We start from the raw sequence: 22,854 nt of genomic DNA, 5'->3' as shown, positions 1-22,854 counted from the left end.
GAGTGTCCTTGCTCTGCGTGTGTGTGTGCGGTGGCCGGGAGCCGCGGTCAGGCGGCCACGGTTTCCGGGATGGGCGACTCGGCGGCCTCGGCCGACATCGCGTCCGCCTTCCGCCCGGCGGCGGTGAACCGCTTCAGGGCCGTGACGATCAGAGCGGTGGTGACCGTTCCGGCGGCGAGCGCCAGGGCGAAGCCCCACAACGGGTCGATGGCGAAGAAGACGAACACGCCGCCGTGCGGAGCGCGCGACTCGACGGCGAAAGCCATCGCGAGTCCGCCGGCCACGGCTCCCCCGACCAGGTTGGCGGGGATGACGCGCAGCGGGTCCGCCGCCGCGAACGGGATCGCGCCCTCGGAGATGAAGGAGGCGCCGAGCAGCCAGGCGGCCGCGCCGTTCTCGCGCTCGACCTCCGTGAAGCCGCGTCGGTACAGCACGGTGGACGCGAGAGCCATGCCGAGCGGAGGCACCATGCCCGCGATCATGACGGCGGCCATCACCTGGAAGCTGGCGTCCGTCTGCTGCGCCAGCCCGGCGACGGCGAACGCGTAGGCGACCTTGTTGACCGGTCCCCCGAGGTCGAAGCACATCATCAGGCCGAGGATGATGCCGAGCACGATGGCCCCGCCGCCGCTCAGCCCGTTGAGGAATCCGTTCAGCTGGGTCATCAGCCAGGCGATGGGAGCGCCGAGAATGAGCAGCATCAGCCCGGAGGCGATGATCGAGGCGCCGAGCGGGATGATCACCACCGGCATCAGGCCGCGCAGCCACCGCGGGACGGTCGGCCGCCCGATGAGCCACGCTGCGAAACCGGCGAGCAGACCGCCGACGAGGCCGCCGAGGAAGCCGGCGTTCATGAAGACGGCGATGGCACCGGCGACGAACCCGGGGGCGATGCCCGGCCGGTCGGCGATGGCGAAGGCGATGTAGCCGGCGAGGGCGGGCACCAGGAAGCCGAGGCTCACGCTGCCGATCTCGAACGCGATCGCGCCGAGGTAGTAGCCCAGCCCTTCGGGAGGGAGGTTCCAGATCGCGAAGTGCTGCAGCGTGTACACGGCGTTGTTCACACCGGCATCGCCGTGGGCCAGCGCGATGCCGTATCCGCCGAGGAAGGGCAGGAAGCTGATCGCGACGAGCAGGCCGCCACCCGCGACGAACGGGATCATGTAGCTGACGCCGGTGAGCAGGATGCGCTGGATGTTGCGGCCCCACGAGACGTTCTGCGACGGCGATGCCGCGGTGCCGGTCGCCGAGCCGGCGCCGGCTTGCACCCGGGCGCCCGCCGGATTCTTCGCGGCCGCGACGGCCTCCGCGACGAGCGCCGCGGGCTGCTCGATGCCGCGCTTCACCCCGGAGCGGACGACCGGCTTGCCGGCGAACCTGGCCTCCTCGCGCACATCCACGTCGTTGGCGAAGATCACGGCGTCCGCGGCGTCGATCACGCTCTGCGGCAGCGCCTGGTAGCCACTCGAGCCCTGCGGCTCGACCACCAGGTCGACCCCGGACGTCTTCCCGGCGGCGGTGAGGGCGTCGGCGGCCATGAAGGTGTGCGCGATGCCGGTCGCGCACGAGGTGACGGCGACGATGCGCGCCGGCCGGCCGTCGATGAGCAGGGCGTCCTCGACGTCGGGGCGGGTCTGCACGGCCGGCGTCGCGACGGCTTCGGGGGCGACGGCCCCGGCCTCGGCCTCGCCGATCGCCTGGTCGACGAGGGCGACCACGTCCTCCGGCGTCTTCGCCGCCCGGAGACCGGCCGTGAACTCGTCGAGCATCAGGCTGCGGGCGAGCTTCGACAGCACGGCGAGGTGGGTCTCGGCCGCGTCGGCCGGTGCGGCGATGAGGAACACGAGGTCGGCGGGGCCGTCGGAGGCGCCGAAGTCGACGCCGGGCGTCAGGCGCGCGAACGCCAGCGACGGCACGGTCACGGCCGCGCTCTTGGCGTGCGGGATGGCGATGCCGCCCGGCAGCCCGGTCTCGTCCTTCTGCTCGCGGGCCCAGGCGTCCTCGAACAGGGCGGCGGCATCCGTCGCGCGACCCTGTGCGACGACGCGCGCGGCGAGCTCGCGGATGACCTCGCTCTTGTCGGTGTGGCCGACGTCCAGTTCGACGAGTTCGGGGATGATGGTCTTCGATGACACGGTGTCCTCCAGGGTGTTCGGGGGGTCGGGGTTCAGGGATGCAGCGCGGCGACGCGGATGTCGCCCGGCGGCAGATCGAGGGGGCGCGGGGCCTGGGTGCCCGGCAGGGATGCGGCGGCCGAGCCGTAGCGGACAGCGTCGACGAGCCGATCCGCAGGGTCGGCTCCGGCACGATCGGCGAGCAGGTAGCCCGCGAGCGCGCTGTCGCCGGCGCCGACGGTGCTCCGCACGGTGATGCGCGGCGCCTCGGCGACGAACGCGCCGTCGGCCGTGACCAGGACGGAGCCGTGCGCGCCGAGCGTGATCAGAGCGGCGCCGACGGTGTCCGGGACGAGCGGGCGGGCGACGGCCAGGACCGCGTCGATCAGGTCGTCGGCGTCCGGCTGTTCCGTGCCGGTGAGCTCCGCGAGCTCCAGCTCGTTCGGCTTGATGAGGTCGGGGTGTCCGTCGAAGACGGCGGCACGCAGGGCGTCGCCCGAGGTGTCGACCGCGATCTTCGGAGCGTCCCCGAGCCAGCGGTCGCGGACCGCGCGGATCACGGTCACATAGAGGTCATCGGCCGCCCCGGGCGGGAGCGATCCGGCCAGGACGAGCCACTCAGCGCCCTCGCAGGCGTCGACGACGGCCGCCACCAGCGCCGCGCTCTCGGCCGGTTCGAGGACCGTGCCGGGCAGGTTGAGCTTCGTGGTCACGCCCGCCGGGTCGGTGATGGTGAGGTTCGCGCGGGCGTGCCCGTGGATCGGGACCGGGCGCGTCGCCACGCCCGCGGCGTGCAGGGCGACGCCGAACGGGTCGTCGTCGGCGAGGGGCAGCACCGCGAGCGCCGGCACGCCGGCCGCAGCGATCACGCGGGCGACGTTGATGCCCTTGCCCCCGGCGTCCTCGCGCGCGCCGAGAGCGCTCTGGACCTCGCCGGCCAGCAGCGGCGCGTCGAGCGTGACGGAGCGGTCCAGCGACGGGTTGGCAGTGAGCGTGACGATCATGCGGACCACACCTCGACATCCGCCGCGGCGAGCGCCTCGGCCAGCTCGCCCTCCGGCGCGGCATCCGTCACGAGCAGGTCGATGGCTTCGAGCGGCGCGAAGGCGACGAGGGACTCCTGCTGGAACTTGCTGGAGTCGGCCACCACGACGACCCGGCGTGCAGCGCGGACGATGGCCTCCTTGACCGCCGCCTCCTCCGGGTCGGGCGTGCTCAGGCCGAAACCCGCCGAGACGCCGTTGGCTCCGACGAAGACGATGTCCGGTCGCAGCGAGTGGATGGACCGAACGGTTCCCGCGCCGACGGCGGCCGCGGTGACGCCGCGGATCCGTCCGCCGATCACGGTCAGCGCCACGCGATCGGCACCCGCGAGTTCCGGTGCGACCGCCAGAGAGTGGGTGACGACCTCGGCTTCGCCGCGCGTCCCGGTCAGCCGGTCGGGCAGGAGCTCTGCGACGGCGGCGGTGGTCGTTCCCGCGTCGAGGTAGAGGGAGCCGCGGAAGCCGTCTCCGAGGATGTCGAGCGCCCGCGCCGCGATGCGCCGCTTCGTGTCCGCCCGCAGCGCGGTGCGCTCGGAGACGGAGACCTCGGAGGTGCTGACCCGGTCGACCGCGACGGCTCCGCCGTGCACCCGGCGGAGGGCCCCGGACTGCTCGAGAGCGTCGAGATCGCGGCGGACCGTCTCGGTGGTGACCCCGAAGCGCTGGGCGAGGTCGACGACGGCGACGCGGCCGTCATCGAGCAGCATCCGCTCGATCAGCCCCTGGCGCTCCATTGCGTACACGCGGTGTCCCTCCGTTGGTTTCCCACACGTTACAACACGTTCACAGAGAAAACAACATTCAGATGTGGTTTTTGTTGTGATCGTGCGCCCGAACCGTGTCACAGCACGTGCCCGTAGAATCGGCACTCCGATGGATTGCTCGTACTTCGACGCCGGCGTGTGCCGGTCATGCACGCTCATGGGCGTCCCGTACGCCGAGCAGCTCGATGGCAAGGACCGCCAGGCCCGGGAGCTGCTCGCCCCCTACGGCGACGCCGCCTGGCTCGCGCCGGTCGCAAGTGCGGAGGCGGGCTATCGCAACAAGGCCAAGATGGTCGTCGGCGGCACGGTCGACCAGCCGACGATCGGCATCCTCGACGAGGCAGGACGCGGAGTCGACCTCCGCGAGTGCGGCATCTGCTCGCCCGGGATCCGCGCCGCCCTTCCCGTGCTGGCGCGGTTCATCACTCGGCAGCGGTTGGAGCCGTACCGCGTGCCGGAGCGCCGGGGCGAGCTGAAGTACGTGCTCGTCACCGAGTCGCCGGACGGCGAGCTCATGGTGCGGTTCGTCGCGCGGTCCGATCAGACCGTCGCGCGGGTCCGCGCGGGTCTCGGCCGGTTGGCCGCCGACCTGCCGAGCGCCCGCGTCGTCACCGTCAACGTGCAGCCGGAGCACAAGGCGGTCGTCGAGGGCGACACGGAGGTCGTACTCACCCGGGAGTCGACGCTCACCATGCGGGTCGGGGCGGTGTCTCTCCGACTGCGCCCGCAGAGCTTCTTCCAGACCAACACCGAGGTCGCCACCGCCCTGTACGGCCAGGTGGCGGCCTGGGTGGACGAGATCGGCCCGGCCTCGGTGTGGGACCTGTACTGCGGCGTCGGCGGATTCGCCCTCCATGTCGCCGCGCCGGGACGACGGGTCGTCGGCGTGGAGACCAGCCGTGAGGCCGTGCGGAGTGCGCGGGCGACGGCGGCCGCCGCCGGCCTGCCGCAGGTGGCGTTCCGGGCCGGCGACGCGACGGCGTTCGCCCTCTCCGCCGCGACGCCTCCGGAGCTCGTGATCGTCAATCCCCCGCGCCGAGGGATCGGCGCCGAGCTCGCCGGGTGGCTCGAGGGATCCGGCGTCGGAAGCGTCGTGTACTCCAGCTGCAATCCGAAGAGCCTCGCGCACGACCTCGCGCGGATGCCCTCCTACCGGGTGCGGGCCGGGCGGGTGCTCGACATGTTCCCGCAGACCGGGCACATGGAGGTCGCGGTGCTGCTCGAGCGGGGCTGAGCGCTCGCGCGTCCATCCGCTCCCGGCTCACGCGTCCTTGCGGATCCAGCGGAACGTGATCCTGCTCGCCAGCAGGCCCGCGACCAGCCACACCGAGAGCACGATCGCGATCCCGCCGAGCTGCCAGCTGCCGCTCGGCTCCCGGGACTCGAAGCTCTGTGGCAGGAAGACGCTGCGCATCCCCTCGGCGATCCACTTGAGCGGGAAGACGCTCGCGACGTTCTGCAGCCAGGTGGGCAGCACGCCGAAGGGGATGTAGACGCCGGAGATGAACTGCAGGATGAGGACGATCGGGATGATGACGGCGGTCGCGCTGCGGCCGGTGCGCGGGATGGCGGAGAGCGCGATCCCGAGCACGGCGGACGTCACGATGCTGAGCAGGTAGATCCACGTGAAGCGCAGCCAGAGGTCGGCGGAGGCCGGGAGGGCGACGCCGAAGGCGAGCCGGGCGACGACGAGCAGCAGGCCGATCTGCAGCACGCTGGTGGCGAGCACCTGGCCCATCTTCCCGATGAAGTAGGAGATCACCGGCAGCGGGGTGCCGCCGAGCCGTTTGAGGGTGCCGTCGCTCTTCTCCCCCGCGATGTCGACGGCGAGGTTCTGGACGCCGGAGAGCAGGATGCCCGCGGCGATCATGGCGGGGAGGTAGTACGCGGCCTGGGTGATCCCGCCCGTGCCGTCCGGCGCCGCGCCGACGTTCCCCATTCCCTGGAACGCCACGGAGAAGATGCCGAGCATCACGACCGGGAAGAGGAAGGTGAAGAAGATCGTGTCCGGCTGGCGGAAGTACACGATCGTCTCGTACCTGGCGCGTTCGAGACCCAGACCGACGGCGCTCACGACTCTGCTCCCACCCGCTGGACCAGGTCGAGGTAGACATCCTCCAGGCTCGGCCGGATGACCTCGAGGTCGGACGGCTCGCCGCCGGCCGCGGCGGTCAGCTGCGCCACGAGGGCGGCGGGCGTGTCGGTGCGCTCGGAGCGCGGGGTGCCGTCGGCCTCCCGCCAGCGCACGATCGGGACGCGGGCCTCCGCTCCCCCGAGCTGGTCGATGGCGCCCATGTCGACCAGGCGGCCCTCGGCGATCACGGCTGCGCGGTCGCTGAGCTGGGCGGCCTCGTCGAGGTAGTGCGTGGTGAGCAGGATGGTGGTACCCTCGCGCTTCAGCGAGCGGATCAGCTCCCAGAATCGGTGGCGTGCCTCCGGGTCGAACCCCGTGGTGGGCTCGTCGAGGAACAGCAGCTCGGGCCGTCCGATGACCCCGAGGGCGACATCGAGCCGCCTCCGCTGGCCGCCGGAGAGGCTGCGGAGCCGGGCCTTCGCCTTCTCGGTGAGCCCGACCGCCGCCATGACCTCGTCGACGTCGCGCGGCGACGGGTAGAACCGCGCGAAGTGCGCGAGCTGCTCGCGGACGGTGACGTTCGTCGCCTCCGCGCCGGTCTGGAGGACGATCCCGAGCCGCGCCTTCCACCTCGTCCCGCCCGCGGCCGGGTCGACCCCGAGCACGGAGACCTCGCCCGCCGACCGGTCGCGGTATCCCTCGAGGATCTCGATGGTCGTGCTCTTGCCCGCGCCGTTCGGGCCCAGCAGGGCGAAGGTCTCTCCGCGGCGGATGTCGAAGTCGATTCCCCGGACGGCGTCGAACGACCCGTAGGACTTCCGAAGCCCTCGGACCGTCACCGCGCTGTCGCTGCTCACGGCCCCAGTATGGCGCGGACCGGCCGGTGGACGCTGGTCCCCCGGCCGGTCGCGCACCCGTATCGGATCAGCTTGCGGCGGTCTCGCGCTTCGGCAGCTTCCAGCCCGGGCGCACGAAATGGCAGGTGTAGCCCCAGGGGATGCGCTCCAGGTAGTCCTGGTGCTCCGGCTCGGCCTCCCAGAACGGACCCGCGGCGCTCACCTCGGTGACGACCTTCCCTGGCCACAGCCCCGACGCGTCCACGTCGGCGATGGTGTCCTCGGCGACGCGGCGCTGCTCGTCGTTCTCGTAGAAGATCGCGGAACGGTAGCTGGTGCCGACGTCGTTGCCCTGACGGTTCTTGGTCGACGGGTCGTGGATCTGGAAGAAGAACTCGAGCAGGTCGCGGTAAGTGGTCCGCTCGGGGTCGTACTCGATCTCGATCGCCTCGGCGTGGGTGCCGTGGTTGCGGTAGGTGGCGTCGGGGACGTCGCCTCCGGTGTAGCCGACGCGGGTGCTGGTCACGCCGGGGAGCTTGCGGATCAAGTCCTGCATGCCCCAGAAACACCCACCGGCGAGGATGGCCTTCTCAGTCATTGTCTGTGTCCTTACTTCTCGAAGAGCGTGGTGTAGTCGCCGTAGCCCGCGGCGTCGAGCTCGGAGAGCGGGACGAAGCGGAGAGCGGCGGAGTTGATGCAATAGCGCAGGCCGCCCGCCTCGGCGGGCCCGTCGTCGAACAGGTGACCCAGGTGGCTGTCACCGTGGGCGGAGCGGACCTCGGTGCGCACCATCCCGTAGGTCCGGTCGACCTTCTCGACGATGTTCCCCGGCTCGACCGGAACGGTGAAGCTCGGCCACCCGGAGCGGCTGTCGTACTTGTTCACGGACGCGAACAGCGGCTCCCCCGACACGATGTCGACGTACAGCCCCTCCTCGTGGTTGTTCCAGAACTCGTTGCGGAAGGCGGGCTCGGTGGCGGCCTCCTGCGTCACCGCGTACTGGCGCGGTGTCAGCTGAGCGAGGGCCTCCGGGTCCTTGCGGTAGTCCTGTGTCACGTTTCCTCCTCGTGCGGCGCGCTGGCTGCGACGCCGTCAGTAGATGGAACACGCGGGCACTCCGGGTTGGTCCCGCTGATCCTGTGAGTTCGCCGAGTGCGCTCCGACGATGAGCGGCAGAGGGGTAGACGCGCGCCGCGGCCTCCCCCTAGCCTGGCGGCGTTCCGAGAGCGTCACCCATCCGTTCACAGCACAGAGCGAAGGAACATCCATGCCGAACCCCACCATCGTCCTCGTCCACGGCGCCTGGGCGGACGCCTCCAGCTGGAACCCCGTCATCTCGGACCTCCGCGCGCGGGGATTCACCGTGTACGCCCCGCCGAACCTGCTCCGCGGAGTGACAGGGGATGCCGCGTACGTCGCCGCCTTCCTCGCGCAGCACACCGAGGGGCCGGTCGTTCTCGCCGGGCACTCGTACGGCGGCGCCGTCATCAGCGGCGCCGGGCTCGGCGGCGGTGATGTGCGGGCCCTCGTCTACGTGGATGCGTTCATCCCCGACGAGGGCGAGAACGTCGTCGGCCTGCTCGGCGGCTCCGGCTCCGCCCTCGACGTCCCGGACCCGACGACGGTGCTCGACATCGTCGGCTACCCCGGGGCTCCGGAGGGCGACGCGGACGCCTACCTGAAGGCATCGACGGTCCGCGACTTCTTCGCCCAGGACCTCTCCGAGACCGACCAGGATCTGATCGCCGCCGGTCAGCGGCCGATCGCGCTCGCCGCCAACGTCATCGCGGCCGGCCCGCCCGCCTGGCAGAGCCTCCCGGTCTGGTCCGTCGTCGGCACCGAGGACCGCATCATCCCGCCAGCACTCCAGCGGCGGATGTCCGAGCGTGCGCAGGCGACGATCATCGAGACGGCCGCAGGGCACGTGTCGATGCTGGCCGCCCCGGATGTCGTGACCGGCACGATCGTCGCGGCGGCCGAATCCCTCTCCTGAGTCACGGCCGGGCCTCGTGGCCCGGTTCGCCGTGCGTCCGCCGCTGCTCCTTCAGCTCCGCCTCGTAGAGGTGGCGCCGGCCGCCGGCGAGCCGGTCGCGCGCCTCGCGCTCCAGCTCGCGGAACAGGGCGTAGTACCCGTCGTCGAAGTCCTCGACGATCTGGAACGTCCACCGCCCCTCGATGACATTGCGCCCGACCAGCTCGCGCTCGATGCGGTCGGCGAGATCGGCGTGGCCGGCGTCGCGCAGCTTGCCGACGGCCTCGCCGAGGGTGAAGTCGGCCTTCCCGGTGAGCCGGTGGAAGCCGTAGAGCAGTCCGCGCGCGTGCTCGACCACCTCGAGCGCCTCACTCAGGCTGCCGAGCGCATCCACCGTCGCGTCGTCGACGCCGTCCGGTCGTCTGTGCTGTTCGTCCGGTCCGTCGGTCATCGGTTCTCCTCGTCGCTCGTCATCAGCCCGTCACCGCGATCGGATCCCGGCTCGCCGTCGTCCGCCCCGTCGCGCACGATCGGGATGGCATCCGTGAACTGCTGGGCTCGCTGCTCGTTCTCCGGTGTGCCGCTGAACAGGCGTCCCTCCTCCTCGCTGCGGGCGCGGGTCGGCCGCTCACGTGGCTCGGCGGGCTCGACGAGCTCGACGCGCTGCCGCGGGAGGGAGGCGGGCGAGTACCGCTGCATCCAGTCGATGAGGCGCTCGCGCACCAGGCAGCGCAGGTCGAACAGGGTCGGTGCGTCCTTGGCCGTGACGAGCACGCGCACCCGCACCCAGCCGCCGACGGCGTCGGTGACCTGGAGCACGGCGGTGCGGTGGTCCCAGAGGTCGGTGGTGGCGAGGATGCGGTTCAGCTCGGCGCGCATCCCGCCGGTGGACACCCGCCAGTCCAGGTCGAACTCGATGGAGCCGAGCAGCTCGCTGTGCTGGCGCGTCCAGTTCTCGAACGGCTTGGTCGTGAAGTAGGTCGACGGGAGGACGAGCCGGCGGTCGTCCCAGACGTGGACCACCACGTAGGTGAGCGTGATCTCCTCGATGGTCCCCCACTGCTGCTCGACCACCACGACGTCGTCGATGCGGATGGCGTCGGAGAAGGCGAGCTGGATGCCCGCGAAGAGGTTGGCGAGGCTCGACTGGGCGGCGACACCGGCGATGATGCCGATGACGCCGGCGGAGGCCAGCAGGCTCGCGCCCGCCGCCTGCAGCGCGGGGAACGTCAGCAGCACCGCGCCCAGGCCGATGACGACGGCCGCGACGATGGTGAGCCGCCGGAGGACGAGCACCTGTGTGCGCACCCGGCGGGCGTACCGGTTGTCGGGCACATCGAGCCGATAGCGCGCCAGCCCGAGGTCGGCCACGAATACGACGAAGGCGGCGGCGAACCACACGCCCGTGGCGATCGTGAGGATCAGGAAGGTGTGGTGGATGCCGTTCCGCCAGGCGGTCGAGACCTCCGGAGGCATGCTGACCGTCACCGCGATCCACAGCACGATCACGACCAGGAACAGCCGGAACGGCACGCGGACATGGCGGATCAGCAGCTCGGGCCACTGCCTCCTCCGCCCGATCAGGCGCAGGATCAGCGCAAGAACGGCCGTGACGGCGACCGCGACGACGACGGCCAGAAGGCAGGCGACGGCGAGGCCGGGCCAGCTGTGGAGGGGGAACACGGGTGGGAGGACTCCTCTGGTCGAATTCGCGAAGGAGTGTACGCGCGGACCGGCGGACGGTCGACCCGGCCTCGCGGGCGCGGGGCCAGCGGACTAGCCTGGCCATTCGGGCGGACGTCCGCCGATCGGGGACGCAGGACGCGTAAAGGAGCGGGAATGGCAGCGACACGGACACTCTTCATCGGCGGGACGGGCGTCATCAGCTCGGCGTGCGTGGCGGAGGCGCTCGAGCAGGGCCACGAGGTCACCGTCGTGAACCGGGGGAACAGCTCGACGCGTCCCCTCCCGGACGGCGTCGAGGTGCTGCACGCCGACATCCGCGACCCGGAGAGCGTGCACAGCGCTCTGGGCGAGCGCAGCTTCGATGTCGCCGCCGAGTTCCTCGCGTTCACGCCCGATCACATCTCGACCGACTTCAACCTCTTCGAGGGCCGGGTCGGGCAGTACGTCTTCATCAGTTCCGCCTCCGCCTACCAGAAGCCGCCGTCGCGCGTGCCGGTGACCGAGTCCACCGCGCTGCGCAACCCGTTCTGGCAGTACTCGCGCGACAAGATCGCCTGTGAGGATGCGCTGATGGAGGCGTACCGCGAGCGCGGCTTCCCCGTCACGATCGTGCGGCCGTCGCACACCTACGACCGCACGATGATCCCGACGACCGGGCACTGGACGGACCTCGAGCGGATGCGGCGCGGCGCCCCCGTCGTGGTGCACGGCGACGGGACGAGCCGCTGGACGATCACGCACAACACCGACTTCGCGGTGGCCTTCGTGGGACTGCTCGGCCGCCCTGAGGCCGTCGGCGACGCGTTCCACATCACCGGAGACGAGGCTCCGACGTGGGATCAGATCTACTGCTATCTGGCGGAGGCGCTGGGGGTGGAGGCGGAGCTCGTCCACGTGGCGAGCGAGTCGATCGCCGCCGTGATCCCGGAGGCCGGCCCCGGTCTCGTCGGCGACAAGGCGCACTCGATGCACTTCGACAACAGCAAGATCAAGGCGATGGTGCCCGGGTTCAGCGCGCGGGTCCCGTTCGCGCGCGGCGCCGGGGAGATCGTGGAGTGGTACCTCGCCGACCAGGAGCGCCAGCGAGTGGACCCGGATCTGGATGCGGCGTTCGACCGTCTCGTCGAGCACGCCCGCGCATTCGGCTGAGCGCGCGGGCGCGATGCGTCACTTGGTGTAGCCGCCTCCGGAGCCCGGCGTCGAGGAGGACGACGTGATCTTCGCGCCGTCGGCGCCGACGACCCACCAGATGCCGCCGAACCCCTGGCCGGTGACGTCTCCGGCGGAGGAGTCGCCCGCGTAGGTGTACAGCGGGTGGCCGTCGAGGGTGACCTGCTTCTTGCCGTCGACCCCGGTGATCGTGCCGACGGTCCCGGTGACGCCCTGGACGGTCGGATGCGCGCTGCCGGTCTCGATCGCCGGCCACTGGGTGGCGCACTGCCCGGAGCAGACGCTCATGCCGGAGCCGGCGGTGTCCTTGTCGAAGACGTAGGCGGTGAGACCCTTTCCGTCGACCACGACGGTGCCGAGCGTGGTCGAGCCGGTCTTCAGGGCGACGGCGGAGGTACCGGACGACGTGGACGGGCTCGACGGCGTCGACGCGCCGGAACCGGGCGCCGAGTATCCCCCGCCTCCGGTGGTCGAGCAGGCGGCGAGCGCCAGGAGGACGGCGGCGGCTCCGGCCGCCAGCGTCGCGAAGCGCGTGGGTGAGGTGGTGTTTCTCATGAGCGGATGCTCCCTTCCACCTGGGGCACGCCGCCCGAGGGGCGGATGGTTCACCCTGCGGGGCTTTCTGAGAGGACCATCAGACAGGATTTCGGAAACAGGAGCTTTACTATAAAGAAACTTTCCTGATACATTTCCGCGAGAGCATCGTTCCAACGAAGGGATGAGGATGACCGGACCGGTTCGGGGCACCCCCGGGTGGCTGCGCGAGACCAACGACCGCACGGCGCTGTCGTTGCTGCTGCAGCACGGCGTCCTCACCCGCAGCCGCATCGGCGAGCTCTCCGGACTCTCCAAGCCGACCGCGGCGCAGATGGTCGCACGGCTCGAGACGGCCGGGCTCATCCACGTCGTGGGCGAGGTCTCCGGTGGACGCGGCCCCAACGCCGCCAGCTACGCCGTCCGGACGGATCGCATGCTCGGCGTCGCGGTCGACATCGACGCGGAGGTCCTGCGATCGACCGTCGTCGACGCCTCCGGCGCGGAACAGCCCATCGCCGTCACCCCGCTCGCCGGCCGCTCCCCGGAAGAGGATGTGCGCACGGCCGTCGACGCAGCGTGCGCCGCGGCCGACGCCGACCCCCACCAGGTCCGGGCCGTCTGCATCGGCGTGCAGGGCGCGCTCGACCCGCGCACGGACGAGCTGACCTACATCGAGACGCTCCCGGGCTGGCCCAAGCAGGGCATCGGCCGGCGGCTGCGCGACGCGCTCGGCATCGACGTGCGCATCGACAACGACGTGAACCTGGCGGCGCTCGCCGAGCGGACGGACGGCGCAGGACACGGAACCGGCGGCTTCGCCCTGCTCTGGATGGGCGACGGCCTCGGCCTGTCGGTCGACCAGGGCGGCAGCGTCCACCGCGGCGCGTCCGGCGGCGCCGGCGAGATCGGCTACCTGCCGATCCCCCGCTCGGCCGCCGAGCTCGACCCGGACGCCGACGACCTGCAGGACCTCATCGGAGGCCCCGCCGTCGCCCGGCTCGCCGCTCGTCACGGCGTCTCGCCGACGTCCGACGGCCACGTCGACGGCGACCCCGGCGCGCGGGAGGCGTTCCTCGGCGAGCTCGCCCGGCGCGTCGCCGTCGGCGTCGTCCCCGTCCTCGCCCTGCTCGACCCGGAGCTGGTCGTGCTGGGCGGCCCCACCGGCTCGGCGGGCGGCGACCGCCTCGCCGAACTCGTCACCGCAGAACTCCGCCCCGCCTGGGGCGAGCGCAGCGTCGTCGCGACCGGCGTCGACGCCCACCCGGTGCTCCGCGGAGCCCGGGAGCACCTCATCGGCGAGGTGCGCGACGCGCTCTTCGCCGAAGTGTCGCGAATCGCACCGTAGCGCCCCGCGACCGCATCACCGCATCCACCCGCACCACCGCATCCCGCACCACCACACCTGCACCCACCGACAGTGAGGGAGCCACCCGTGAAACACCGCCATCTCATCGCCGCGGCAGCGGTCACCGCCGCCGCCGCGCTCGCCCTCTCCGGCTGCTCCGGCGGCGGAGGCGGCACCGACTTCGCCGCGAGCACCCCGAAGGACCTCAGCGGCACCGTGTCGTTCTGGCACTTCTTCTCCGACCGCGAGGCGAAGGTCATCCAGTCCGTCGTCGACGACTTCGAGAAGAAGTACCCGAAAATCAAGGTCGACGTCCACTCCGGGCAGGACGACGAGAAGCTGCAGAAGGCGATCGCCACCGGCAGCAAGGTCGACGTCGGACTCTCGTACTCGACCGACATCGTCGGCAACTTCTGCTCGAACGGCGCCTTCCGCAGCCTCAACAAGGTGATCGAGCGCGACGGCGTCGACATGAGCCAGTTCTCGGACACCGTGAAGTCGTACACCGAGTTCAAGGGCACCCGCTGCGCGATGCCGATGCTCGCCGACGTCTACGGCCTCTACTACAACACCGACCTGCTCAAGGCCGCCGGCTACACCGCTCCGCCGAAGACGCTGAGCGAGCTGGAGTCGATGGCCGTGAAGCTGACGACGTTCAACACGGACGGCTCGATCAAGACCCTCGGCTTCAACCCGACCATGGGCTGGTACGAGAACTCGGCCGCCCACGTCGGCCCCGCCGCCGACGCGAAGTGGCTGAAGTCCGACGGCACCAGCGCGGTCGGCTCCAGCGCCGGCTGGAAGGAGCTGATCGACTGGCAGAAGAAGTTCGTCGACACCATCGGCTGGGACAAGCTCAACGCCTTCACCTCCGGGCTCGGCCAGGAGTTCTCCGCCGACAACGCCTTCCAGACCGGGCAGGTCGCCATGAACCTCGACGGCGAATACCGCACGGCGTTCATCGACGACCAGGCCAAGGACCTGCACTACGGCACGGCGCCGTTCCCGACGGCCGACGACCAGTCGCAGCTGTACGGCGGCGGCTACATCACCGGCAACATCATCGGCATCTCGAAGGGCTCGAAGCAGCCGGAGCTCGCCTGGGCGCTGCTGCGCTACCTGACCACCGACACGGACGCGATCGTGAAGCTCGCGAACGGCCTCAAGAACGTGCCGACGACGAAGGATGCGCTCGCCTCGCCGAAGCTGGAGGTCTCGGAGCAGTACAAGACGTTCCTCGACATCGCGTCGGACAAGAACGTCCAGACCACGCCGCCGAGCCCGCTCGGCCCCGGCTACCAGCAGTCGCTCCAGGACTGGTGGAACAAGTACCAGAGCCAGGGCGGCGACCTGGATGCCGGACTGAAGTCGGTCGACAAGCAGATCGACGACGCCCTCGCGCTGAGCACCGGGCCGTGAGCCGGACGCCATGACCGCGACCGCAGAACGCGTGGGGCGGGCCACCGCCCGCCCCACGCGCCGCTCCCCCGCCCGCCGCCGGCGCTCCCTGGTGACGCTCGCGCTGCTCGCGCCCGCCCTGCTCGGGCTGCTCATCTTCTTCGTCTACCCGCTGATCGCCTCCGTCTACTACTCGTTCACCCGGTTCGACCTCGTCTCGCCGCCGCAGTGGATCGGCCTCCGCAACTACCAGTACCTGTTCACGCAGGACCCGAACGTGTGGCTGGCGACCCTCAACACGCTGTGGTTCGTCGTGATCTGGGTTCCCGTGAAGACGGCGTTCGCGCTGATCGTCGCCGGGCTCCTCGCCCGGGCGCGGCGCGCATCCGGCTTCTGGCGGACGGTGTTCTACCTGCCCGCCCTGGTGCCGCCGGTGGCGAGCGTCGTCGCGTTCGTCTTCCTGTTCAACCCGGGCACCGGGCCGGTGAACCACATCCTCGGCTTCTTCGGCATCCAGGGACCGCTGTGGTTCAACGACCCTGCCTGGTCGAAACCCTCCCTGGTGCTGCTGGGCATCTGGGTGATGGGCGACGTCATGATCATCTTCCTGGCGGCCCTCCTGGATGTGCCCCGCGAGCAGTACGAGGCGGCCTCGCTGGACGGCGCGAGCGGTGCGCAGAAGGTGCGGTACGTCACGCTGCCGTCGATCGCTCCCGTGCTGCTCTTCGCAGCGGTGACGGGCGTCATCGCTGCGATCCAGTACTTCACGGAGGCGGCTGTCGCCTCCTCCGTCGCGTCGGGCAAAGCCGTCGTGGGGCAGGGCATCAGCTCCAACCTCGGCTACCCGGACGGCTCGCTCCTCACCTACACGCAGTGGCTGTACGTCCGCGGCTTCGGCACGTACCAGCTCGGCTACGCATCCGCCCTCGCGGTGCTGCTGTTCGTGGTGGCGGCCGTCGTCCTCATCCTGCTGCTCCGCCGCTTCAAGGCGTTCACCCCGGAAGGCGCGCAATGACCTCGGCCACCCTCACCCCCGGCAGCGCGACGACGGACAGCCCGGCGCCGCCGCCCCGCCGCATCCCGACACCGCGCTCGGCCCGGGCCCGCCGCATCCTCGCCTGGATCGCCGAGCACGCCGTGCTCGTCGTGCTGGCGGTGCTGTTCATCGCGCCCGTGGTCTTCGTCTTCCTCACCTCGCTGATGTCGAGCGAGCAGACCCTGACCGCCTCGCTCTGGCCGCAGCCGTTCCACTGGGACAACTACGTGAAGGTGTTCACGACGGTGCCGCTGGCGCAGTGGTTCGCCAACTCCGCGATGTATGCGGTGCTCGCCACGGCCTTCATGCTGATCTCGAGCGTTCCCGCGGCGTATGCGCTCGCCAAGATCCGCTTCCGCGGCTCCGGCGTGCTGTTCACCGTGATCATCATCGCCATGCTGCTCCCGCCGCAGGTGACGGCGATCCCGATCTACGTGATGTGGTCGCAGCTGGGGCTGACCGGCACGCTGTGGCCTCTTATCCTGCCGAACCTGCTCGGCGACGCCTTCTCGATCTTCCTGTTGCGGCAGTTCTTCCTCACCATTCCGAGCGAGTACGCCGACGCGGCCCGCATCGACGGCAACGGGGAGTTCGGGGTGCTGTGGCGGGTGGTGCTGCCGATGGCGAAGCCGGGCATCGCGGCGACAGCGATCTTCCTGTTCTTCGCCTCCTGGAACGACTACTACGGGCCGCTGCTCTACACCTCGGAGAACCCGGCCGCCTGGCCGGTGGCCTACGGCCTCGCGTCGTTCCGCGGCGTCCACGGCACCGACTGGGGGCTGACCATGGCGATGACCATGCTCGTCACCGTCCCGGTCGTCCTCATCTTCTTCTTCGCCCAACGCGTCTTCGTGGAGGGCATCACACTCACCGGCGTGAAGGGATAACACGTGAAACTGACGGTCGTCGGAGGCGGCTCCACTTACACCCCCGAGCTCATCGACGGGTTCGCGCGGCTGCGCGACCTGCTCCCGATCGAGGAGCTCTGGCTGGTCGACCCCGATCCGGAGCGCCTGCGCCTGGTCGGCGGGATGAGCCGGCGCATGTTCCGCGCGGCCGGCCACCCGGGCCGCGTCGTGCCCACCTCGGACCTCGTGGCGGGCGTCTCGGATGCCGACGTGGTGCTCATCCAGCTCCGGGTCGGCGGCCAGGCGGCGCGTCACGGCGACGAGACCTGGCCGCACGAGTGCGGCTGCATCGGACAGGAGACGACCGGCCCCGGCGGCTTCGCCAAGGCACTCAGGACCGTTCCCGTGGTGCTGCGCGTCGCCGACGCCGTCCGCCGGCATGCGAAGCCCGGCGCCTGGATCGTCGACTTCACCAACCCGGTCGGCATCGTCACCCGCGCCCTCCTGCAGGAGGGCCACCGCGCGGTCGGCCTCTGCAACGTCGCCATCGGATTCCAGCGGCGCTTCGCCGGGATGCTCGGCGTCGCGCCCGCACAGGTGCAGCTCGGTCACGTCGGCCTCAATCACCTGACGTGGGAGCGGTCGGCCCTCGTCACCGACGACTCCGGCACCCGCGACGCCCTGCCCGAGCTGCTCGGCACACGGCTGGAGCAGCTCGCGGAGGAGGTCGAGCTGCCCGCCTCGCTCATCCGGCTGCTCGGCGATGTGCCCAGCTACTACCTGCGCTACTACTACGCGCACGATGAGGTGCTGCGCGAGCAGCTCGACTCCCCCACTCGCGCCGAAGCCGTGCAGCGCGTCGAGCGCGAGCTGCTGGAGCTGTACGGCGACCCCGCGGTCGACACCAAGCCAGAGCAGCTCTCCCAGCGCGGGGGCGCCTTCTACTCGGAGGCCGCCGTCGACCTGATCGCGTCGCTGACCGGCGACCGCGGCGACGTGCAGGTGGTGAACCTCCGCAACGACGGCGCGCTGCCGTTCCTGCCCGACGACCACGTGATCGAGGTCTCGGCGACGGTGGATGCGGGCGGCGTCACCGCCCTGCCGATCGAGCCGCTGCCCGCCGACCACGCCGGGCTGATCGCACACGTCGCCGGGTACGAGCGGCTCGCCCTCGACGCCGCGGTCAACGGTGGACGCGACCGGGTGCTGCGCGCGATGCTCGCGCATCCCCTGGTCGGTCAGTACGATCGGGCCGAGCGGCTGACCGACCTGCTGATCTCCCATAACCGCGACCACCTGGAGTGGGCCAAGTGACCGACGACGACGCGCCCCTCGACGCGCCTCTCGTGATCGCCGTCGACGGCGGCGGATCGAAGACGGACGCGGTGGCGCTCGAGCTCGACGGGACGGTGGTGGCCGAGGCGAGAGGCACGACATCCAGCCCGCACCTCATCGGGATGCGCGGCTCGGCCGATCTCGTCTCCGCCCTCATCGGCCGCCTGCTCGAACAGACCGGGCCCCGGCCGATCGCCGCGACCAATCTCTACCTCTCGGGCCTCGACCTGCCGACCGAGATCGTCGACTTCCGGGCGAGCATCGCCGGCACGCCGTGGGCGGCCGCGACGGTCGACAACGATCTGTTCGCCCTGCTGCGGGCGGGAACCGACGAGCCGGACGCCGTCGCCGTCGTCTGCGGAACGGGCATCAACTGCGTCGGCGTCCGCGCGGACGGCGCCGTGGTCCGCTATCCGTCGCTCGGCACCATCTCGGGCGACTGGGGAGGCGGCTGGCACCTCGGCGAGCGCGCCCTCTGGCATGCGGCGAGGGCGGTCGACGGGCGCGGTCCGGCGACGGAGCTCGCGCGGGCGGTCCCCGCGGCGTTCGGGCTGGACAGCGTCCAGGGGGTCATCGAGGCCCTGCACTTCGGCCGCCTTCCCAACCGCGACCTCGCGCGGCTCGCCCCGACCGTGTTCGCCGTCGCCCGCGGGGGCGACGCGGTCGCCGCCGCACTGATCGACGAGCAGGCGGAGGAGATCGCGACGCTGGCCGTGACGACGCTGCGCCGGCTCGACCTGCTCGACCGGCCGGTGCCGGTGGTGCTCGGCGGCGGTGTCATCGGCGGCCGCGACGAACGGCTGCTCGGGACCATCGAACGGCTGCTCGCCGAACGCGCGCCCGCGGCACGCATGGAGCTCGTCACGGCAGCGCCCATCCTCGGTGCCGCCCTCCTGGCGCTGGAGTCCGCCGGCGCGGGCCGTTCGGCCCTCGCTGCCGCGCGACGCACTCTGGAGGAGCGACCGGCCGCGGTGGTTCAATAGCCTCACGGACAACGATCGCGACGTCGAGAGGGCGCGGATGGTCGAGCAGCAGCTCGTCCCGCGCGGGATCGAGGACCAGCGCGTCCTCGACGCGATGCGACGTGTGCCCCGGCACCTGTTCGTGGAGCCGTCGGCGGCGCCGTACGCCTACGAGGACCACCCGATGCCCATCGGCGACGGCCAGACCATCTCGCAGCCGTACATCGTGGCGCTGATGCTGCAGGCCGCGCGGATCGGCCCGGAGGACGTGGTGCTGGACGTCGGCACGGGGTCGGGATACGCGGCGGCCGTCGCGTCGCTGCTCGGGCATCGTGTCGTGAGCATCGAACGGCATCCCGGCCTCGCGGTGGGCGCCGCGGCGACGCTGGACGCGCTCGGCTACCGGGTGGAGGTCGTGACCGGCGACGGGACGCTGGGCTGGCCGTCCGGTGCTCCGTACGACGTCATCCTCGCAGCGGCGACCGGCCCGGACGTCCCCGATGCCTGGTGGGCGCAGCTGGCGCCGGGCGGCCGGGTGGTGATGCCGGTCGGCCGGCCGGGAGGCGCGCAGCATCTCGCGCTGTTCACGCGCGCCGACGACGGGTCGGTGCGCGAGACGGACCTCGGCGGTGTCGCGTTCGTTCCGCTGCTGGGCGAGCAGGGCTGGCCGGAGCGTCCTCCCCGCGGCTGAGCGCGGGCGGCGCGTCCGGAGTGCGCGGGCGGAGTGCGCGGGCGGTTCAGGCAGCGACCACCTCGCGCGCCGGGGCGGCGAGCCGCAGCGCTCCGAGCAGCGCGGCGAGCTGTCCGGCCGGCGCCGCGATGTCCTCCGGGTGCCACTGCACCGCGAGCAGCGGCGCGTCGGCGTGCTCGATCGCCTCGACGTGCCCGTCGTGCGACCGGGCGGTCACGAGCAGGTCGGCGCCGAGCGCATCCACGGCCTGGTGGTGGGCGCTGCGCACCTCGAGCGATCCGGCGCCGAGCAGGTCTGCAGCCCGGCTGCCCGCATCGACCCGCACGGTGTGCGTGGTGAGCACCTGCGGGATGGGGACGCCGCGGTTCACGTGGGCGCACTCCTCGCCGAGGTCCTGCACCAGCGTTCCGCCCAGTGCGACGTTCACGATCTGCAGCCCCCGGCAGATGCCGAGGAGCGGCGTCCCGCGCACCAGGGCGGCGTGCACCAGCGCGATCTGCGCCGCGTCGGCCGCCGGGAGGTGACGCGACTCGTTGGCGTAGCCGGTCCGGCCGCCGTAGAAGTCGGGGTGGATGTCCTCCCCGCCGACGATGACGACCGCGTCGGCGGTCTCCGTCTCGGCCAGGAGCGCGTCGGCCCCGCGGTCGGCCGCAAGCCGGTCGACGCGCCAGCCCTGTTCCTCCGCCTCGGCGATGACATTGCCGACGAGCAGCTGGACGTAGTCGTGATAGGCCGGATCGTGACGGCGGAAGCGCGTGGCCTCGACGACGGCGAGGGTCGGCTGTTCTTGCATGCGCTCCTCCTCTCGACCGGCTGACACCATCACAGCAGCACTCCCGGCCGTGCGCACGGGTGGCCGTAACAGGCGGAAACAGTGACACTGTCGGAGAGCACCAATAGACTCGGCTGGGTATCAGCCGGACCCGAGAGAGTGGGTGGATGCGCTTGCGACGTCTGCTGACCGGAGCCCTGCTGGCGCTCGGGCTCGTAGTGGGGCCGGCGCTGCTCGCCGCGCCTCCGGCCTCCGCCCAGGACCCGGTCGATCTGGGTCCGAGTCACGTCGTCGACCAGGCGCAGGTGCTCAGCGGGACGCAGGAGGCCACGATCGCGGCGGCCGCCAAGAAGCTGTACGACGACCACCGCATCGACCTCTACGTCGTCTATGTCGACCGGTTCACCGACCCGACCGAGGCGGCGGACTGGGCCAACGAGACGGCGGCGCGCAACGGCCTCGGGCAGCGCGACTACCTGCTCGCCGTCTCGACCGACGGTCGCACGTACTACCTGTCCGGAGACGACAACGGCCCGGTGAGCGCCGACCAGCTCGACGCGATCGAGCGGAACGACGTCGAGCCCAAGCTCCACGCCGGCGACTGGACCGGGGCGGCGGTCGCTGCCGCCAACGGGCTCGGCGACGCGGTCGGAGGGGGCGGCGGCGCGGCGTTCTTCTGGGTGTTCGTCATCGGCGTCCTCGTCATCGGGCTCGTCGTGTTCCTGGTGGTGCGCTCGCGCGGCTCGCGGAAGAAGAAGGCGGCGGAGGGGCCCACCACTCCGCAGAGCGAGCTGCAGACCATCTCCCTCGCCGACCTCGAACGACGCGCGGGCTCCGCACTGGTGCAGACCGACGACGCGATCCGCACCAGCGAGGAGGAGCTCGGCTTCGCCACAGCGCAGTACGGGGCGGAGGCGGTGGTGCCGTTCCAGTCCGCCCTCGACACGGCGAAGGGGCAGCTGCGCGAGGCGTTCACGCTGAAGCAGCGGCTCGACGACGCAGAGCCGGACACGGACGAGCAGCGGCGCGAGTGGAACATCCGGATCGTGCAGCTCTGCGCCACCGCCAACCAGGCGCTGGATGCGCAGGCCGATGCCTTCGACGAGCTGCGGTCGATCGAGAAGCGCATCCCCGAGGCGAGTGCGGAGATCGCCGGGCAGGCCACCGCGCTGCGGCAGCGGCTGGCGGCGACGCGCGCCACCCTCGACGGGCTCGCCGAGCGCTACACCGACGCCGCGCTCGGCACCGTCCGGGACAACATCGACCAGGCGACGCAGCGCCTCGACTTCACGGGCACCGCGCTGGCGGGCGCGGCGCAGAAGGCGGCGTCGGGCGACGCCGGAGCCGCGGCCGTCGGCGTCCGCGCGGCGGAGGAGTCGGCGGACCAGGCGGGTCTGCTCCTCGATGCGGTCGACCGGCTCGGCGCCGACCTGACCGCTGCGCAGCAGTCGCTCGACGGCACGCTCGCCGAGCTCCGCAGCGATCTGGCGGAGGCGCGGGCCCTGGCCGGCACCAGCGACCCCGGCGGCGCCATCGCGGCCGCGGTCGCCGGCACGGAGCAGACCGTGACCGATGTCCAGACGGCCCTGTCCGCAGGCCGGGTCAACCCGCTCGAACTCGCCCAGCGGCTCGACGCCGCCAACCGCTCGATCGACGGCGTCCTCCGGGGCGTCCGCGACGCCAGGGCACAGGCGCAGCGCGCCCAGTCGGCGCTGCAGCAGACCCTGATGACCGCGAAGGCGCGCGTGTCCGCGTGCGAGGATTTCATCACCGCACGACGCGGAGCCGTCGGGGCCGAGGCCCGCACACGGCTGGCGGAGGCCGCCCGGCTCGTCGTCCAGGCCGAGCAGACGGCGGCGACGGATGCGGTGTCCGCCCTGGCCCTCGCGCAACGCGCGGCCGAACTCGCCGACCAGGCGACGCAGCTCGCCCAGCAGGACGTCGGCGGCTTCCAGCCCGACCCCGGCGGGATGGGCGGGGGCCTCGGCGACATCTTCGGCGGCGGCACCTCCGGCCGCGGCGGCGGCGGGGCGATGGGCGCCATCCTCGGCGGCATCCTCATCGACTCCGTGCTGCGCGGCGGCATGGGCGGCGGTGGATTCGGCGGCGGGAGCTGGGGCGGCGGCGGGTTCGGCGGGGGCGGCAGCCGCACCAGGAGCGGCGGCGGCGGCTTCAGCGCAGGAAGCTTCGGCGGCGGGGGAACCCGCAGCCGACGTGGCGGCGGACGGTTCTGAACCGCCGGACACACCTCACAAGCGCCCAACGGGGGCG

Annotated in this window: 22 protein-coding genes; 11 read left to right on the top strand and 11 right to left on the bottom strand. The window is 71.7% G+C overall.

Features of this window, described 5'->3' with window-relative positions:
- Window positions 1-47 precede the first annotated feature (47 nt).
- The 3 genes from BJ963_RS01910 to BJ963_RS01900 are packed head-to-tail and all read right to left on the bottom strand — an operon-like array spanning window position 48 to window position 3,900.
- Window positions 48-2,135, bottom strand: a complete 2,088-nt coding sequence (locus BJ963_RS01910) for a fructose-specific PTS transporter subunit EIIC (protein WP_179454219.1) — start codon at window positions 2,133-2,135, stop codon at window positions 48-50.
- Between the two features lie 32 nt (window positions 2,136-2,167).
- A complete protein-coding gene (locus tag BJ963_RS01905; RefSeq protein ID WP_179454217.1) occupies window positions 2,168-3,118 on the bottom strand; it encodes a 1-phosphofructokinase family hexose kinase in 951 nt (316 codons plus the stop codon).
- Window positions 3,115-3,900, bottom strand: coding sequence for a DeoR/GlpR family DNA-binding transcription regulator (locus tag BJ963_RS01900; RefSeq protein ID WP_343037213.1), 786 nt, complete (start codon window positions 3,898-3,900; stop codon window positions 3,115-3,117). Before BJ963_RS01900 ends, BJ963_RS01905 begins: the two co-directional genes overlap by 4 nt.
- A 130-nt stretch (window positions 3,901-4,030) precedes the next feature.
- On the opposite strand from BJ963_RS01900, the gene rlmC reads away from it, so the two are divergent.
- The gene (rlmC, locus tag BJ963_RS01895) at window positions 4,031-5,155 is read left to right on the top strand and encodes a 23S rRNA (uracil(747)-C(5))-methyltransferase RlmC (protein WP_179454215.1); all 1,125 of its coding nucleotides are present in this window, start codon (window positions 4,031-4,033) and stop codon (window positions 5,153-5,155) included.
- 27 nt (window positions 5,156-5,182) lie between these two features.
- On the opposite strand, the gene BJ963_RS01890 is transcribed toward rlmC, so the two are convergent.
- From BJ963_RS01890 to msrB, 4 genes are all read right to left on the bottom strand, one after another.
- A complete protein-coding gene (locus tag BJ963_RS01890; protein ID WP_179454213.1) occupies window positions 5,183-5,995 on the bottom strand; it encodes an ABC transporter permease in 813 nt (270 codons plus the stop codon).
- Window positions 5,992-6,852 carry an ATP-binding cassette domain-containing protein gene (locus BJ963_RS01885; protein ID WP_179454211.1) on the bottom strand — a complete coding sequence of 287 codons (861 nt, stop codon included), beginning with the start codon at window positions 6,850-6,852 and terminating at the stop codon, window positions 5,992-5,994. The genes BJ963_RS01890 and BJ963_RS01885 overlap by 4 nt, the downstream gene beginning before the upstream one ends.
- A 67-nt stretch (window positions 6,853-6,919) precedes the next feature.
- Window positions 6,920-7,429 carry a peptide-methionine (S)-S-oxide reductase MsrA gene (msrA, locus tag BJ963_RS01880; RefSeq protein WP_089912648.1) on the bottom strand — a complete coding sequence of 170 codons (510 nt, stop codon included), beginning with the start codon at window positions 7,427-7,429 and terminating at the stop codon, window positions 6,920-6,922.
- Window positions 7,430-7,440: 11 nt separating this feature from the next.
- Window positions 7,441-7,887 (bottom strand): peptide-methionine (R)-S-oxide reductase MsrB, encoded by a 447-nt coding sequence (gene msrB / locus BJ963_RS01875; RefSeq protein ID WP_179454209.1) that lies wholly within the window; start codon window positions 7,885-7,887, stop codon window positions 7,441-7,443.
- 211 nt (window positions 7,888-8,098) lie between these two features.
- On the opposite strand from msrB, the gene BJ963_RS01870 reads away from it, so the two are divergent.
- Window positions 8,099-8,824, top strand: coding sequence for an alpha/beta fold hydrolase (locus BJ963_RS01870; protein WP_179454207.1), 726 nt, complete (start codon window positions 8,099-8,101; stop codon window positions 8,822-8,824).
- 1 nt (window position 8,825) lies between these two features.
- Here BJ963_RS01870 and BJ963_RS01865 read toward each other — a convergent pair whose 3' ends face one another.
- Together BJ963_RS01865 and BJ963_RS01860 are read right to left on the bottom strand one after the other, a co-directional pair.
- On the bottom strand, window positions 8,826-9,254 hold the full coding sequence (locus BJ963_RS01865) for a hypothetical protein (protein WP_089912656.1): 429 nt from the start codon (window positions 9,252-9,254) through the stop codon (window positions 8,826-8,828).
- Window positions 9,251-10,486: a mechanosensitive ion channel domain-containing protein gene (locus BJ963_RS01860; protein WP_179454205.1), complete on the bottom strand. Its 1,236-nt coding sequence runs from the start codon at window positions 10,484-10,486 to the stop codon at window positions 9,251-9,253. Before BJ963_RS01860 ends, BJ963_RS01865 begins: the two co-directional genes overlap by 4 nt.
- Before the next feature lie 156 nt (window positions 10,487-10,642).
- Between BJ963_RS01860 and BJ963_RS01855 the strand changes: the two genes are divergently transcribed.
- On the top strand, window positions 10,643-11,638 hold the full coding sequence (locus BJ963_RS01855; RefSeq protein WP_179454203.1) for an SDR family oxidoreductase: 996 nt from the start codon (window positions 10,643-10,645) through the stop codon (window positions 11,636-11,638).
- Between the two features lie 18 nt (window positions 11,639-11,656).
- Here the strand turns inward: BJ963_RS01855 and BJ963_RS01850 are convergent, their stop codons facing one another.
- Window positions 11,657-12,214: a COG4315 family predicted lipoprotein gene (locus BJ963_RS01850; protein ID WP_179454201.1), complete on the bottom strand. Its 558-nt coding sequence runs from the start codon at window positions 12,212-12,214 to the stop codon at window positions 11,657-11,659.
- Window positions 12,215-12,383: 169 nt separating this feature from the next.
- On the opposite strand from BJ963_RS01850, the gene BJ963_RS01845 reads away from it, so the two are divergent.
- From BJ963_RS01845 to BJ963_RS01815, 7 genes are all read left to right on the top strand, one after another.
- Window positions 12,384-13,541, top strand: coding sequence for an ROK family transcriptional regulator (locus tag BJ963_RS01845; RefSeq protein ID WP_089912666.1), 1,158 nt, complete (start codon window positions 12,384-12,386; stop codon window positions 13,539-13,541).
- 87 nt (window positions 13,542-13,628) lie between these two features.
- Window positions 13,629-14,960, top strand: a complete 1,332-nt coding sequence (locus BJ963_RS01840) for an extracellular solute-binding protein (RefSeq protein WP_179454198.1) — start codon at window positions 13,629-13,631, stop codon at window positions 14,958-14,960.
- A 10-nt stretch (window positions 14,961-14,970) separates the two neighbouring features.
- Window positions 14,971-15,954: a carbohydrate ABC transporter permease gene (locus tag BJ963_RS01835; RefSeq protein ID WP_089912672.1), complete on the top strand. Its 984-nt coding sequence runs from the start codon at window positions 14,971-14,973 to the stop codon at window positions 15,952-15,954.
- Window positions 15,951-16,862 (top strand): carbohydrate ABC transporter permease, encoded by a 912-nt coding sequence (locus BJ963_RS01830; RefSeq protein ID WP_179454195.1) that lies wholly within the window; start codon window positions 15,951-15,953, stop codon window positions 16,860-16,862. The genes BJ963_RS01835 and BJ963_RS01830 overlap by 4 nt, the downstream gene beginning before the upstream one ends.
- Window positions 16,863-16,865: 3 nt before the next feature.
- Window positions 16,866-18,137 (top strand): family 4 glycosyl hydrolase, encoded by a 1,272-nt coding sequence (locus tag BJ963_RS01825; protein ID WP_179454191.1) that lies wholly within the window; start codon window positions 16,866-16,868, stop codon window positions 18,135-18,137.
- The gene (locus BJ963_RS01820) at window positions 18,134-19,141 is read left to right on the top strand and encodes a BadF/BadG/BcrA/BcrD ATPase family protein (RefSeq protein WP_179454189.1); all 1,008 of its coding nucleotides are present in this window, start codon (window positions 18,134-18,136) and stop codon (window positions 19,139-19,141) included. The genes BJ963_RS01825 and BJ963_RS01820 overlap by 4 nt, the downstream gene beginning before the upstream one ends.
- A 37-nt stretch (window positions 19,142-19,178) precedes the next feature.
- Window positions 19,179-19,811: a protein-L-isoaspartate(D-aspartate) O-methyltransferase gene (locus BJ963_RS01815; RefSeq protein ID WP_179454187.1), complete on the top strand. Its 633-nt coding sequence runs from the start codon at window positions 19,179-19,181 to the stop codon at window positions 19,809-19,811.
- Window positions 19,812-19,857: 46 nt separating this feature from the next.
- On the opposite strand, the gene BJ963_RS01810 is transcribed toward BJ963_RS01815, so the two are convergent.
- On the bottom strand, window positions 19,858-20,604 hold the full coding sequence (locus tag BJ963_RS01810) for a gamma-glutamyl-gamma-aminobutyrate hydrolase family protein (RefSeq protein ID WP_179454185.1): 747 nt from the start codon (window positions 20,602-20,604) through the stop codon (window positions 19,858-19,860).
- 146 nt (window positions 20,605-20,750) lie between these two features.
- Here BJ963_RS01810 and BJ963_RS19330 point away from each other — a divergent pair, with 146 nt between their 5' ends.
- Entirely contained in the window at window positions 20,751-22,817 is a 2,067-nt protein-coding gene (locus BJ963_RS19330; protein WP_179454183.1) for a TPM domain-containing protein, read from the top strand.
- Window positions 22,818-22,854: the final 37 nt, after the last annotated feature.

The organism is Leifsonia soli, from assembly GCF_013408745.1.
Lineage (GTDB): Bacteria > Actinomycetota > Actinomycetes > Actinomycetales > Microbacteriaceae > Leifsonia > Leifsonia soli.
This window is presented reverse-complemented; position numbering and strand designations above follow the sequence as displayed.

Excerpts from the sequence above, each read along its gene's own strand:
- BJ963_RS01905 (WP_179454217.1), bottom strand. The coding sequence starts at position 3,118 with ATGATCGTCACGCTCACTGCCAACCCGTCGCTGGACCGCTCCGTCACG.
- rlmC (WP_179454215.1), top strand. The coding sequence starts at position 4,031 with ATGGATTGCTCGTACTTCGACGCCGGCGTGTGCCGGTCATGCACGCTC.
- msrA (WP_089912648.1), bottom strand. The coding sequence starts at position 7,429 with ATGACTGAGAAGGCCATCCTCGCCGGTGGGTGTTTCTGGGGCATGCAG.
- BJ963_RS01870 (WP_179454207.1), top strand. The coding sequence starts at position 8,099 with ATGCCGAACCCCACCATCGTCCTCGTCCACGGCGCCTGGGCGGACGCC.
- BJ963_RS01865 (WP_089912656.1), bottom strand. The coding sequence starts at position 9,254 with ATGACCGACGGACCGGACGAACAGCACAGACGACCGGACGGCGTCGAC.
- BJ963_RS01855 (WP_179454203.1), top strand. The coding sequence starts at position 10,643 with ATGGCAGCGACACGGACACTCTTCATCGGCGGGACGGGCGTCATCAGC.
- BJ963_RS01850 (WP_179454201.1), bottom strand. The coding sequence starts at position 12,214 with ATGAGAAACACCACCTCACCCACGCGCTTCGCGACGCTGGCGGCCGGA.
- BJ963_RS01845 (WP_089912666.1), top strand. The coding sequence starts at position 12,384 with ATGACCGGACCGGTTCGGGGCACCCCCGGGTGGCTGCGCGAGACCAAC.
- BJ963_RS01835 (WP_089912672.1), top strand. The coding sequence starts at position 14,971 with ATGACCGCGACCGCAGAACGCGTGGGGCGGGCCACCGCCCGCCCCACG.
- BJ963_RS01830 (WP_179454195.1), top strand. The coding sequence starts at position 15,951 with ATGACCTCGGCCACCCTCACCCCCGGCAGCGCGACGACGGACAGCCCG.
- BJ963_RS01815 (WP_179454187.1), top strand. The coding sequence starts at position 19,179 with ATGGTCGAGCAGCAGCTCGTCCCGCGCGGGATCGAGGACCAGCGCGTC.
- BJ963_RS01810 (WP_179454185.1), bottom strand. The coding sequence starts at position 20,604 with ATGCAAGAACAGCCGACCCTCGCCGTCGTCGAGGCCACGCGCTTCCGC.
- BJ963_RS19330 (WP_179454183.1), top strand. The coding sequence starts at position 20,751 with ATGCGCTTGCGACGTCTGCTGACCGGAGCCCTGCTGGCGCTCGGGCTC.